This is a genomic window from Vibrio sp. 10N.247.311.49, from assembly GCF_041467655.1.
Classification (GTDB): domain Bacteria; phylum Pseudomonadota; class Gammaproteobacteria; order Enterobacterales; family Vibrionaceae; genus Vibrio; species Vibrio crassostreae_C.
This window is the reverse complement of sequence record NZ_JBFSVA010000003.1, coordinates 287,865-300,930: the sequence shown is the minus strand read 5'-3', so window position 1 is coordinate 300,930 and position 13,066 is coordinate 287,865. Positions and strand designations below refer to the sequence as shown.

Below are 13,066 nucleotides of genomic sequence, written 5' to 3'. Positions count from 1 at the left end.
ATCAACACCGATAGAGAGCAGTTCTTCTGACTTTTGACTAATTTTTGTTGTTACTTTTTGCTTTTTCTATTTTTGAACTACTTTCTATTTTTTAAACTAATAACAGAGGCTTACGCTTCTCTTACTGGTTTATTTATTCTTTGCTTCTCTTGCCACTCAGGTGCAATCCACACTGGAACGTCCTGCGCTTTGAGCATTGGCTTACCCAAAATCAAATCGGAAGCACGCTCGGCAACCATAATGGTCGGGGCGTTCAAATTACCGTTTGGAATGATTGGGAAAACCGATGAGTCGACAACACGTAAATTATCGACACCGCGAACGCGACACTCTTCATCAAGCACTGCCATTGGATCATCATCTGAACCCATTTTGCAGCCACATGAAGGGTGATATGCACTTTCAACGTTCTGCTTAACCCATTCATCAATCGCTTCATCAGAAGTAATATTTAGACCCGGTTGAATCTCTTTGCCTCGGTACACATCCATCGCAGGTTGAGACAAAATCTCACGCGTCAGACGAATACAATCGCGCCAATCTTGGCGGTCTTGCTCAGTCGAGATGTAGTTGAAAATGATCTCTGGCTTGGCATGCGGATCAGCAGAAGTGATCGCAACCGTACCGCGACTTTCTGGCTTATTAGGCCCAACGTGTACTTGGAAACCGTGACCATCAAAGGCCGCTTGTCCGTCGTAACGCATCGCTGCTGGCAGGAAGTGATATTGAATGTTTGGCCACTTCAATCCTTTACGAGAGCGAATGAACGCACACGATTCAAAGTGGTTAGTAGCACCCAGACCTTTGCGAGTCAGAATCCATTCCGCGCCAATCATGCCTTTGCTCACCAAGCCAAGCTTGCTGTTGAGTGTGATCGGTTCGTTGCAGTGATATTGGAAGTACACTTCTAGGTGATCTTGAAGGTTTTCACCGACACCGCTTAGTTCGTGTTTAACTTCAACGCCGGCCTTTTCAAGCACGGCTTTCGGGCCGATACCAGAAAGCTGCAGCAGTTGAACCGAGCCAATAGAACCCGCAGAAGAGATCACTTCTTTGTTCGCCACAGCCACTTGAGTATTGCCTGACTTTTCAAACTCGACCCCAACAGCTTTCAGCCTTGATTGACCTTTTGATGACTGGTCTTTTACGACGAGTGCTTCAAGTAAGAAACGACGCGCCACAATACCTTTCTTCAAGGTTAGGTTTGAACGCTTCAATGCTCGACGTAGATAAGCGTTAGAGGTTGAGGCTCTAACACCCTTGTCTACCGTCATATGCATAGTGCCGAAGCCTTCTTGCTGGTAGCCGTTGTAGTCTTGTGTTTCTGGGTAACCGGCGTCTTTACCTGCATCGATGAACGCTTGGTAAAGCGGGTTGAGCTCCATATCGTTACCGTTACAAGTGCCGACAGGGCCATTGTCGCCACGGTATTCATCACCGCCTTTGTTCCATGATTCAGCACGGCGGAAATAAGGTAAGCATGCTTGGTAGTTCCAACCCGCTGCGCCCTCTTCTTCCCATTGGTCAAAATCACACGCGTGGCCACGAACATAAACCATGCCGTTAATTGATGAGCTGCCGCCTAACACTTTGCCACGTGGGCAGTGCAGTTCGCGTCCATCAAGGCCCGGTTCTTTCTCTGTTTCAAATTGCCAAGCGTACTTTTCAGTATTCATTGGGTAAGAAAGCGCGGTTGGCATTTGGATAAAAATACTCTTATCCGTGCCACCAGCTTCCAGTAATAAAACGCTATGTTCACCGCTTTCCGTTAGCCTATCCGCTAACACACAGCCGGCCGAACCCGCGCCGACGATAATATAATCGTAGCGTTGTTCCATGTTTTGATTTCCCTGAGATGAGTCAGTAGGGCTAGCTCTGTTAAGCTAACCCATAAAATTGAGTGTTACGCGTTAGGCATAAGGGCTGGCGTAGTCGCCAAGTTCAATAAGAATGCTCTTAGTCTGCGTATAGTGAAGTAGAGTTTCTGGTCCATTTTCACGGCCAATACCCGAAAGCTTGTAACCCCCAACTGGCATTTCTGCTGGTGAGTCACCCCACGTATTAACCCAACAAATACCCGCCTGCATTTGGTGAATAACACGGTGCGCACGAGAAAGGTTTTGCGTGAACACACCAGCCGCAAGGCCGTATTTGGTGTCGTTTGCACGGCGAATCACATCGTCTTCGTCCGAAAACTTCAACACTGACATCACAGGGCCGAAGATCTCTTGTTGAACGTGAGGCATGTTGTCTTCGCAATCCACAAACACGGTTGGGATAACAAAATTACCGTTTTCGAGGCCGTTGTCTGTCACTTGATAGCCGCCCGTCAGCAGGGTTGCGCCCGACTGTTTAGCTAGCTCAATGGCTTCAAGGACTTTTGAAAGGTGTTCTTTAGAAATCAACGCGCCGATCTGAGTCTCCATGTCCATTGGGTTACCAATGATGAGCTTTTCAGTGCGTGTTTTAAGTTGGTCGATGAAATCGTTGTAGATATTTTCATGAACGTAAACGCGAGTACCGTTAGTACACACTTCGCCTTGGGTGTAGAAGTTAGCCACCATCGAAGCTGAAACTGCATCATCCAATTTCGCATCATCAAACACGATCATTGGTGACTTTCCGCCAAGTTCCATGGTGACTGATTTCAGCGTCTTAGCGCTATCCGACATTACCGCTTTACCGGTACCGGTTTCGCCCGTGAACGACACTTTCGCGATGTCTGGGTGCGCCGTTAGCATCTGACCAACACGGTAATCGCCCTGAACCACGTTAAACACGCCATCAGGAAGACCAGCTTCAGTAAAGATTTCTGCAAGCTTGAGCGCCGTTAGCGGCGTTTCTTCTGAAGGTTTGAAAATCATCGCATTACCCGCGGCCAATGCCGGAGCCGATTTCCACATTGCGATTTGAATTGGGTAGTTCCACGCGCCAATGCCCGCACAAATGCCTAGCGGCTCGCGGCGAGTGTAGAAAAATTGAGATTCACTCAGCGGCTGTTGGTCGCCTTGTAGCGTTGGAGCCAAACCAGCAAAGTATTCAATAACATCAGCGCCAGACGCCACATCTACTTCAATCGCTTCTTGCAGCGGCTTGCCCGTATCAACAACCTCAAGGTTTGCAAGGTCATTATTTCGAGCTCTAAGTATTTCCACTGCCTTCAAAAGAATGCGGCTGCGTTCCACAGCGGTCATTGCAGACCATACCGCAAATCCGCGCTTCGCAGATTCAATAGCACTGTCGACATCTGCTGAAGATGCTTGGCCTAACGTCGCGATAGGCTCACCGTTTGCAGGGTTAATGCTATCAAAGGTTTCACCAGAGGTTGCTTTAACCGCTGCGCCATCGATGTATAACGAGTTCATTTCCATTTGAGATTCTGACTTAATTATTGTTATTAGACTCTACTGGTCTATATGTGAGTATTAGGTGCGAATAGTGGTCGTTCTAGCTCTTGCTCTTGCTCAACGTCTAGCGCTACCACTGCGATCTATTTTCTGTAACACGAGTAGAACGTAAGTTGTTTATCTAGATAATCATTGATGATGGCACGCGCCTTTTGAGCATCGATACCATCTGGGTTTAATGTGCCTCTCAGCCACAAACCATCAATCAGAGACGCAATCCCGTGAGCAACGAGATCCGCTTGTTCATGATTCAAAATACCTTTCAACTCAAGACGTAAGTGTGAAATCAAACGTTTTTCATTCACACGCTGCAGTCTTTTCAGCTGTTCGTCATGCATTGAATATGACCAAAATGCCAACCACGCCTTCGCGACCTTATTTTCTGCTTGGTAACCTTCGAAGTTACCATCGATGATCGCGTTGATTCTCTGTTGGTGAGCATCAACAGGAAGCGCTTTTAGTGAAGTCGTGATGGTATTAGAAAGTTGGCGAAGGATTTCACGCATGGTCTCTTCGAGCAGCCCATGCTTTCCACCAAAATAGTGATTAATAATGCCAGTGGAGACTCCCGCTTCTTTGCTGATCAACGCAATACTCGCGGCATGCAAACCCACTCGATCAATCACCGTCATGGTGGCTTGAACAAGCTGTGGTTTACGTATATCAGGCATCCCAACCTTCGGCATTTCTCAGTCCTTTTATTTTATATTGAACGTTCAGTTAAATATAAAATGACAGAAATTTAGTTAGGGTTCAAATGATTATTTAAAACAAACTCGTAACAATACAGCATTCAAAACAACAAAAATCATTATGAAACAACAGCTTAAATATCATTTAGAGCACTAATGAAAACAATTAAAGATTTGAGGTGTGATAGTTATTGGTCAAATGTTTTTGCTTAGAAAGTTCAAGAATCAATCAGTGAGAGTCCTTGTAGAAACTTTTTGGGGAGGGAGTGGAAAGGAAGTATCAAGGAATTTTCATACTGAAATTTAAGACAAGGAAATCCACAATCAACACAGGTAACGAATCAAAAAATGAACAAAAAAGGTTGGCGACAACAGCGTCATCACCAACCTTCTCAGTCGTTTCTAATGTTATTGCAAGCCTAAGCTACTCAATGCGTGTGATGAAACCGTATTTATCTGACTCAGCCTTAGTCACCCAGTGTTCGCCAGAAGCCGGAGCAGAATCTAAAGTGAAGATATAGAAATCGATTCCTGTATCTCCCATTACCTTTTTAAAGTAGGTCGCTTGCTTGCGATGACTTTCGTTCGTGTATGGGAAATCTTTGGCTGTTTTATCATCCTCAGCCCAACTATGCACACCAACCTGTTTATTAAGCTCAATAGCTTTGGAGGTATCTGCTCGTTGCAAAACTCGTGGGTTACCCGCAGCGAAAAGATCCGTGCCGCCAGAGAACACCGACCCCGTAGGCGTTACGATCGTCGTCATGTTGTTACTGTGGATCATGCGACCGGTGTACATATTGATATCATCGTCGCCACTTCCACCAACATGGTTGGTAAACTTCAACGTCATCTCACTGCCTTGATACAATTTCACGATATCAAAAAGCTGAGAATAGGTTGATGCGCCTAGAGTGGAAGTAATGCGATCAACAGCGCCAGTCTCGTTGAGCACATCACGGTAAAAAGCGTTGAAAGCAAACGAGGTGGTTATCGTTACCTTGTTCCCACTTTTAGTGTTACTCAGAATGGTAGACCCAAGGCTAGTCACGTATTGAACCAGTTCATTGTGATACTCAAGCTCGACGGGCTTATGAGTATTCGTCGTCGTGTTAATTAACGTGGTGTCATTGCCGATTGAGCGTTGAGCCGCACCACAATCAAACACGTCCAAACCCTTGCTCTCTGTGTAGATACCGCAGCTATCAAATCCTGCATCAGGGAGGTACAGATCCACACTTTGACCTAAACTATCCGCAAGCCTAACCACTTTTTGCTTATCACTAATATCTTCCGCAAACAGAACGATTTCATACTGCACACCGTTGTAATCAAGTTTTATGGATTCTTGGACCTCTTGTCGCTCTTTATACAACTCACCCAGTTTCGCTGATGAAAATACGTAATCTGCTTGAGGTTTTGCTTGCACTTTGGTGGCAGCTTTACCTGAGTTAGAGCTTGAATTACAGCCCGCTAACAGAATCAAAGGTAACGCCAGTAATGCATTTCTATAGTCGTTCATACCGTTATTCCCAAAATGTTTGATGAGAAAATTCTATTGTTTAGCGCTGAATTTATCTGTCGTGAAAATGTATGAGAATGTCGAGCCTATTTGAACGATGTTTTTTATTTTCCTATAAATGCCAATTCATCATTGAACTAACTTATAAAGTGTTTAATCATTCGCTTTAGGTATTTGGCGAAGCATCTGAACTTATATGCAATAGCGTATAATCGTAATGGTTCATCACGACGAAGACTCGCTCACCTAATCTCAATAAGTGAAACGAACGACAAGGCTGATAATGGAATGACAAAACCTAAAATGATCATCGTGGAAGACGATTTGAAACTTCAGAAAATGTTGCAGGACTACTTCGTCGCGCAAGATTTTGATGTCACGGTGTTGGACGATGGCAGTGATGCCGCACACACCATCCTCACGGAGCAACCTGACATCGTACTGCTGGATTTGATGCTTCCTGTAACTGATGGACTTACAATCTGCCGACAGACGCGTACGCACTATAAAGGTAAAATCTTGATGCTCACTGCTAGCGATGACGACTTTGACCACGTCGCTGGTTTAGAGACAGGGGCTGATGACTATGTCACCAAGCCAATCAAACCAAGAGTTCTGCTGGCCAGAGTTCGTTCGCTATTACGCCGCCAAGACACCAATACCGCTTCAGTCGATGACTCAGACACCCTTCAGTTCGATCAACTCGTTCTGAAAAACACTTATAAGAAGTGTGAACTTTATGGTGCGGTTTTATCACTCACTGACAGCGAGTTTGACCTACTTTGGTTATTGGCAAGCAACCCAGACACGCCGTTATCTCGTGACTACTTGACGCAAACATTGCGCGGGATTGAGTACGACGGAATAGACCGGACGATTGACAACAAGGTTGTACGTCTAAGGAAGATTTTGGGCGACGACCACACACCAGCAGAGAAAATTCAGACCATTCGCGGGAAGGGTTACTTATTTGTTTCGACCGCCTGGCGTTAACCTCGCTCAATACGAGCGTAATAAAAGAGAGCGATTATGCGACGTATCTTTTTGGAGTCCTTAATAGGGCTGTTAGTTTGCTTTATGGCCGGCCTTGTCGCCTACGAGATTAGCGTCTATCAGCTCAATACCGACTACGAATACGTACTGGAAGATTACGAAGCGGCTGCCCACCAGCAATTGATCGAGAACATCGCTAAAAATCAAGGCCTTGAAGCGGCTCATCAAGCGATAAACCAGTTTGTAGAAACCACACGAAATAAATTGGTTACATTCAGCCCAGACGATGAAATACCCAGCCCCGTTTCAGAGTTCTTCAGCACGAATCCGAATACCTTTGTTTTTCACGATGATGAACGGGACCTATGGTTTCGCTTAGCAAGCAGTGACAATACCTATCACTACCTCCCCAACAGTGAAGCGTTCGTTAGGCAAAAAATAGAGTTGGAGGATGACCTCATTTGGTTGTTCTTTTTAGCGAGCTTTATCTTATATGGGTTATGTCATCTATTTATTATCTTCCGCCGAGTTAAAAAGCTTGAGGCTGCCACTCTGCGTTTTGCGGAGGGCGATCTCTCGACACGAGCCGAGACTTCAAGTGGTATTGCGATTGGTTCACTGAACAAATCCTTCAACCTAATGGCCGACCGAATTCATCGCTTGGTAGAAAGTAATCGCTCACTCACTAATGCTGTCGCTCATGAACTGCGCACGCCAATATTCCGTATTCAGTGGCAAGCTGAAATGTTGAAAGACACCCAGCTAAACGCAGAGCAAGAAAGCACGATTGAGAGTATTGTCGAAGACACGGAAGAGATGGAAAAGATGGTCGATGAACTATTGTATTACGCCAAACTCGATAGCACTGACCTAGAAAACTTAAAAAAGCCATTAGAGATTCGAGACTTTCTCGACCACGCAATGGCGCGTTGGAACAAAGACACTCAGCTCAACATCGACCTATCGCTACCAGAGCAACCTAGCTCAATAATGGCGGATGAAACGCTATTTAACCGAGCACTAGATAACCTAGTGCGTAACGCAATGAAATTCGCACGCTCACAAGTGTCGATTGCAGCGACCGTGCATCAAGATCAGCTACAGATTGCGGTACACGATGACGGTGATGGTGTGGCTCAAGAACATCAAGCTCGCCTGTTCGAACCCTTTTACGTTGGCGACAAAGCGCGTAACAAAGCCAAGAGCGGCCATGGTTTAGGGCTGTCTATCGTCGAGAAGATCTGTGCTCAACACGGCGCTACCGTGGAGGTAGGTCAGAGCCAAGCCTTAAAGGGTGCGGTATTCACCATTACCATTCAGCTGTGTAATGATTCAGCTGACAAACCCATACAGTAACTACAAAACACCTCTGGAATAATGTTCAACATCGGTCGGGAGATGCTGTCTCCCATGAACTTATTGAATCTTGATAATCACGACACTGCTTTTGTGGCTTGCCATCTCGGTTCCAATCATTCTTAAGGTATTTTTATGAAAAAGTTATTAGTTGTTTTAGGCATTGTTTCTCTAGCGGGTTGTTCTGGTATCAGCCACAACGAAGAAGTGTACACAGCGCACGCAGAGAGCTTCAACATTGTCGGTTTCCAAGTGCCAGGTAACACTCAAGACCGCGCAATGGAATTAGTACCTGAAGGTGCAACGGTTGATACGATTCGCTCAACAAACTCTGATACGAGCTCTGTTCTGGGTATCATCAACCGTATTATCGGTATCGACTACGTACAAGTTGGCGGTAAAAAGCAGTAATTCGCTATAGTGACGTTAGCCACGTACCATAATTAAGTGTCGCAGTTGCCTACCTATATTCAGTAGCCTGCACAAACTAAGTTAATCTAAGCCAGTGACCCGTCGCTGGCTTTTTTCATCCAGCAGATTTTGTGCTCTGTGCCAAACAAGTGCCCGATTCCCCTTCCCTCTTTTAACTAACAATTCGAAAAATAAGCCGAAAAGTCTTCGATTTCTTATCAAAATTGCCCCTAAATTCGCTAAATGGCCTTCTGTTTAAAGTGACACTTTCAAATCGTTGATCCTTCTATCAACCCAGAATCCGTTAATTGAGGCACAGATCAATTTACTCGAAAATCTTAATTTCCAAGAGAAATAAACACTTAATAAAAGTGTCACGATTTTATAAATAAACATATAGGTGCGTTCAAAAATAAACAGAAATGATAACTATCTGTAAATACGAGAAATATAAGTTTCATGAATAAAAGAGATCATTGCCATGCTACTAATTAATCAGATCGAATGATGTAAATTCGTTGTGATAATTTTGTTACGTTTTCATGGATTTTACATGGAAAGAGAAAATAACAATGAAAATGAAAAAGCGTTTAGTTGCCGTTGCTATAGCCAGTGCTATGTCTTTATCAGTACATGCAAGTGAATCCGTTCAAATCGATCAACCGATCAACTTTACTAGCTTCTCTGGGTTAAACGCTCAGTTAGGAGTCAGTAACGCCTCTAGCTTCAAGATGGTGAAAGAAGTAAACCTGAAAAAGCGTGGTATCTATAAAGTTAAGATCCAGCAGAACATCTGGGGAACACCGGTATGGGGACATTACCTAAATGCCACCCAAAGTGTCCAAGGTGGCGCACTTAAGTCCGTTCAAGGTCGCTACCTTAAAACAACGACCTTAGAGCGATCTTTTGTTAAGCCATCAATCAACAGCGCTCAAGCGGTTGAACTCGCAAGTAAAGATCTAAAGACTCAAGGCTTAACCAGCAAATCTCTAGACAACGTTCAACATCAGCTATTTATCTATCAAGGCTCTGTGAAGCAAGGCATCGGACAGCAAAGCGTAGATAAAACACGACTAGTGTACGTTGTCTCTTACCTAGTAGAAGGCAGTGAACTGCCGACTCGACCGTTCACCATGCTAGACGCGCACACAGGCGAAGTCATCGACCGCTGGGAAGGTATTGCCCATGCTCAGATCGGCACTGGCCCTGGCGGCAACGAAAAAACCGGCATGTACGAATACGGCACCGACTACCACTACCTTGATGTTCAAGAAGTGGGCACAGAGTGTGTAATGGAGTCTGAAAATGTCGTTACCGTTGACCTTAATGGCGCGACCGACGGCGACACCACTTACAGCTATGAATGTCCTCGTAACGAATATAAAGCCGTGAACGGCGCATTCTCACCACTCAACGATGCCCATTACTTTGGCAACATCGTGTTCGATATGTATAAAAACTGGTTCGACACAGCGCCACTCTCCTTCAAGCTCATGATGCGTGTTCACTACGGTGAAAACTACGAGAATGCATTTTGGGACGGCAGAGCCATGACCTTTGGTGATGGGGAGAGCTTCTTTTACCCGCTTGTTAGCCTAGATGTATCAGCCCATGAAGTGAGCCACGGTTTCACTGAGCAAAACTCAGGTTTGATCTACGCAAACCAATCGGGCGGTATGAACGAAGCCTTCTCTGACATGGCCGGTGAAGCCGCAGAATACTATATGAAAGGCACCAACGACTGGATGGTCGGACGCAATATCTTTAAAGGCGAAGGTGCGCTGCGTTACATGGACGATCCATCACGCGATGGCTCTTCAATCAACAACGCATCCGAGTACTACGATGGCTTAAACGTGCACTACAGCTCTGGCGTGTTCAACAAGGCGTTCTACCATCTTGCAACCACACAAGGTTGGGACACCAAAAAAGCGTTCGAACTGTTCGTGCTAGCCAACCAGATCTACTGGTCTGAAAACAGTGACTTTTGGCAGGGCGCCTGTGGCGTGAAAAACTCAGCAACCGACCTTGGCTACAGTGCCGATGATGTTGTTTCTGCGTTTAACTTAGTGGGTGTATCACCGTGTGGCGAACCACCACTTCCACCAGAACCGGAATATCAACGCCTTGAAAACGGTGTTGAAGCCGCAGTTGCTGGTGAAACAGGCTCAAAAACTTACTTCGATATCGAAGTACCAGAAGGCCAAGACAAGCTAACGATTGATCTTGCTGTGTCTACTGGTGATCCGGATATGTATGTTGGTCTAGATTATGCGCCAAGCTCTCAAGAGAATATCTGTAAGAGTGAAAGCGTAACCGATGAAGTATGTGTAATTGAAAACCCAACAGCTGGTCGCTACACGGTGAACATTCTGGGTTACTCAGATTACGCAGGTGCAAATCTGAAAGCATCGTACGAATCAGGCAATGCTAACGTACCGCCAGTTTCTTCTTTCGAACACACGGTCGTAGGCAAAGAAGTAGAGTTGCGCAGCACAAGTTCAGACAGCGATGGTCAAATCGTTTCTTACCAATGGAACCTTGGCGATGGCAACACACAAACCGGTGAAGTGGCTCGTTATACCTACGCTGAAGCTGGCGACTACGTGGTAACTCTAACCGTGACTGACGATGCAGGCGTTGCAACATCAACCAGCAAGTCGATCACGATTGAAGGTGACTCAGCAGAAGGCTTCCCGCTAAAACTGAAGTTTGGTAACAAAAACCCGAACGGCAAAGCTCGCGTTAAGCTGGCATGGGATTACGACACCAACGACTACTTCGTGATTAAGCGCAATGGCAAGAATGTTGGTGCAACAGACTTCAACTCATACGTCGACAAGTTCCGTCATAACGGAACAGTAGATGTGGAGTACCAAGTGTGTACCTCAAGCGATATCTGTTCAGAAACCAAGCATTACCGTTTCATTAAAACACAATAATCGATAGTAAATTCAGGGCTCCGAAAGGGGCCCTTTTCGCGGTTAACTGTTCAGAAAATGAAACATCTACACAAAAACATCCACGTATTACACAAAAATCACCCCCATCAACATAACAATACTCACCATAAAAAGGACGATAAATGGCTATTCAAAAAAGCATGCTAGCTTTGGCTGTGCTCGGAGGCTCTTTAGCCTTAATCAACAGTACTTCGGCTTACGCATCCCTAGGTATCACACCACCAGCGAACGAAGAGGTTTGGATCACCACCGATGCGGACGCACAACATATTATGACTCAACATGGCGCAACGGTTTACCCAGGCGTGACAGGAAACAAGCATTCCATCGTCGCGAAAATCAACCAGAAAGAGCTGGCGAAACTCTCCAGCCACATGCACGAAGAAACTCACCGTTGTGGTGGCTACATGGTGCACGAAGACAAAGCAAGCGCACTCAAAGCCGCAGCGATGCCATTGACAATGAGCACCTTCGAAAAGCCGGTGATCAGCCATCAAGACACAGTGAACGACCTACTCGCTCAGGTCGAGCCGAACAACATGGTCACGACCATAGAAAATCTAACCAACTTCACCAACCGTTTTTATACTACTTCTACTGGTGTTGCTGCTTCGGATTGGCTTTTAGAGCGTTGGGAAACAGAAATTAAAGATGTGCCGTATGCGTCTGCACGCCAAATCACACATGCTGAATATCCGCAAAAATCTGTTGAAGTGACACTGCTTGGCGCGAAATATCCTGCAGAGATCGTCGTGGTTGGCGGACACCTTGATTCAACGGTTGGTTCTTGGACAAGCGAAGGCACCATCTCACCAGGAGCCGATGATGATGCGTCAGGCATTGCAACGGTAACAGAGTCGCTTCGCCTGATGATCGCCAGTGGTATTCAACCAGACAAAACCATTAAGTTCTATGGTTATGCTGCTGAAGAAGTAGGGCTACGTGGCTCACAAGATGTCGCCAACGCTTTAAGAGATGAGCAAGCCAACGTTGTATCGGTATTGCAATTAGACATGACCAACTACAACGGTTCAGCGCACGATATCACCTTCATCACAGACTACACCGACAGCAACCTCACCGCCTATTTAAGCGAGCTGATCGACACTTACGCGAGCGACATCAGTTACGGTTTCGATGATTGTGGCTATGCCTGTTCTGACCACGCCTCTTGGCACAATGTTGGCTACCCAGCTGCCATGCCATTCGAAAGCATGTTCAATGATTACAACCCAAGTATTCACACTGAGCACGACACGCTTGAGAACTCCGATCCTACGGCGACACACGCGACCAAGTTCGCCAAACTAGCCATTGCTTACCTTGTCGAAACCAGCCTTGATTCACCCGTTGCAGGCCCTAAAGAGCTGCAAAATGGCGTGCCTGTTAAAGGACTTACTGCAGGATATGGTGAAGAGCAGTTCTTCACATTTACGACTCAAAGTGCAGGTCAGTTAACGGTAACATTAACCGGCCCTCGAAGTGGCGATGCCGACTTATATGTGAAACACAACGGCACCGTATCGAAAGCGAACTACGACTGCCGCCCATACCAGAACAGCAGCAACGAACAGTGTGTATTGAACAAGCCAGCGGGTGAATTCAGCATCATGGTGCGCGGTTACCGTAACTTTAGTGATGTCACCATCGTCGCTAACTTCGTTCCTGATTGGCTTTAAGGTTGGTTAATTGACTAACAATTAAACCTAGCAAACACGGCTA

Annotated in this window: 9 protein-coding genes; 5 read left to right on the top strand and 4 right to left on the bottom strand. The window is 45.8% G+C overall.

The window, feature by feature from the left end; all coding sequences use genetic code 11:
- Nucleotides 1-110: 110 nt before the first annotated feature.
- From betA to AB6E54_RS05650, 4 genes are all read right to left on the bottom strand, one after another.
- Entirely contained in the window at nucleotides 111-1,838 is a 1,728-nt protein-coding gene (betA, locus tag AB6E54_RS05665; protein WP_372106653.1) for a choline dehydrogenase, read from the bottom strand.
- Between the two features lie 72 nt (nucleotides 1,839-1,910).
- Complete coding sequence (gene betB, locus AB6E54_RS05660; RefSeq protein ID WP_372106655.1) at nucleotides 1,911-3,371, bottom strand: betaine-aldehyde dehydrogenase; 1,461 nt, start codon at nucleotides 3,369-3,371, stop codon at nucleotides 1,911-1,913.
- A 119-nt stretch (nucleotides 3,372-3,490) separates the two neighbouring features.
- Nucleotides 3,491-4,093, bottom strand: coding sequence for a transcriptional regulator BetI (gene betI, locus AB6E54_RS05655; RefSeq protein WP_372106657.1), 603 nt, complete (start codon nucleotides 4,091-4,093; stop codon nucleotides 3,491-3,493).
- 430 nt (nucleotides 4,094-4,523) lie between these two features.
- Nucleotides 4,524-5,621, bottom strand: coding sequence for an alpha/beta hydrolase (locus tag AB6E54_RS05650; RefSeq protein WP_372106658.1), 1,098 nt, complete (start codon nucleotides 5,619-5,621; stop codon nucleotides 4,524-4,526).
- 288 nt (nucleotides 5,622-5,909) lie between these two features.
- On the opposite strand from AB6E54_RS05650, the gene AB6E54_RS05645 reads away from it, so the two are divergent.
- The 5 genes from AB6E54_RS05645 (at nucleotide 5,910) to AB6E54_RS05625 (ending at nucleotide 13,023) form a co-directional block, all read left to right on the top strand.
- On the top strand, nucleotides 5,910-6,614 hold the full coding sequence (locus tag AB6E54_RS05645; RefSeq protein ID WP_017065179.1) for a response regulator: 705 nt from the start codon (nucleotides 5,910-5,912) through the stop codon (nucleotides 6,612-6,614).
- 36 nt (nucleotides 6,615-6,650) lie between these two features.
- Nucleotides 6,651-7,970 carry a cell wall metabolism sensor histidine kinase WalK gene (locus AB6E54_RS05640; RefSeq protein ID WP_102333556.1) on the top strand — a complete coding sequence of 440 codons (1,320 nt, stop codon included), beginning with the start codon at nucleotides 6,651-6,653 and terminating at the stop codon, nucleotides 7,968-7,970.
- A gap of 135 nt (nucleotides 7,971-8,105) precedes the next feature.
- A complete protein-coding gene (locus AB6E54_RS05635) occupies nucleotides 8,106-8,381 on the top strand; it encodes a hypothetical protein (RefSeq protein ID WP_017065177.1) in 276 nt (91 codons plus the stop codon).
- A 572-nt stretch (nucleotides 8,382-8,953) separates the two neighbouring features.
- A complete protein-coding gene (locus tag AB6E54_RS05630; RefSeq protein ID WP_372106660.1) occupies nucleotides 8,954-11,323 on the top strand; it encodes a M4 family metallopeptidase in 2,370 nt (789 codons plus the stop codon).
- Between the two features lie 143 nt (nucleotides 11,324-11,466).
- Entirely contained in the window at nucleotides 11,467-13,023 is a 1,557-nt protein-coding gene (locus AB6E54_RS05625) for a M28 family metallopeptidase (RefSeq protein ID WP_372106662.1), read from the top strand.
- Nucleotides 13,024-13,066: the final 43 nt, after the last annotated feature.

What these genes read in the sequence shown, in the direction of transcription:
- betA (WP_372106653.1), bottom strand. Translation starts at nt 1,838, where the DNA reads ATGGAACAACGCTACGATTATATTATCGTCGGCGCGGGTTCGGCCGGC.
- betB (WP_372106655.1), bottom strand. Translation starts at nt 3,371, where the DNA reads ATGGAAATGAACTCGTTATACATCGATGGCGCAGCGGTTAAAGCAACC.
- betI (WP_372106657.1), bottom strand. Translation starts at nt 4,093, where the DNA reads ATGCCGAAGGTTGGGATGCCTGATATACGTAAACCACAGCTTGTTCAA.
- AB6E54_RS05650 (WP_372106658.1), bottom strand. Translation starts at nt 5,621, where the DNA reads ATGAACGACTATAGAAATGCATTACTGGCGTTACCTTTGATTCTGTTA.
- AB6E54_RS05645 (WP_017065179.1), top strand. Translation starts at nt 5,910, where the DNA reads ATGACAAAACCTAAAATGATCATCGTGGAAGACGATTTGAAACTTCAG.
- AB6E54_RS05640 (WP_102333556.1), top strand. Translation starts at nt 6,651, where the DNA reads ATGCGACGTATCTTTTTGGAGTCCTTAATAGGGCTGTTAGTTTGCTTT.
- AB6E54_RS05635 (WP_017065177.1), top strand. Translation starts at nt 8,106, where the DNA reads ATGAAAAAGTTATTAGTTGTTTTAGGCATTGTTTCTCTAGCGGGTTGT.
- AB6E54_RS05630 (WP_372106660.1), top strand. Translation starts at nt 8,954, where the DNA reads ATGAAAATGAAAAAGCGTTTAGTTGCCGTTGCTATAGCCAGTGCTATG.
- AB6E54_RS05625 (WP_372106662.1), top strand. Translation starts at nt 11,467, where the DNA reads ATGGCTATTCAAAAAAGCATGCTAGCTTTGGCTGTGCTCGGAGGCTCT.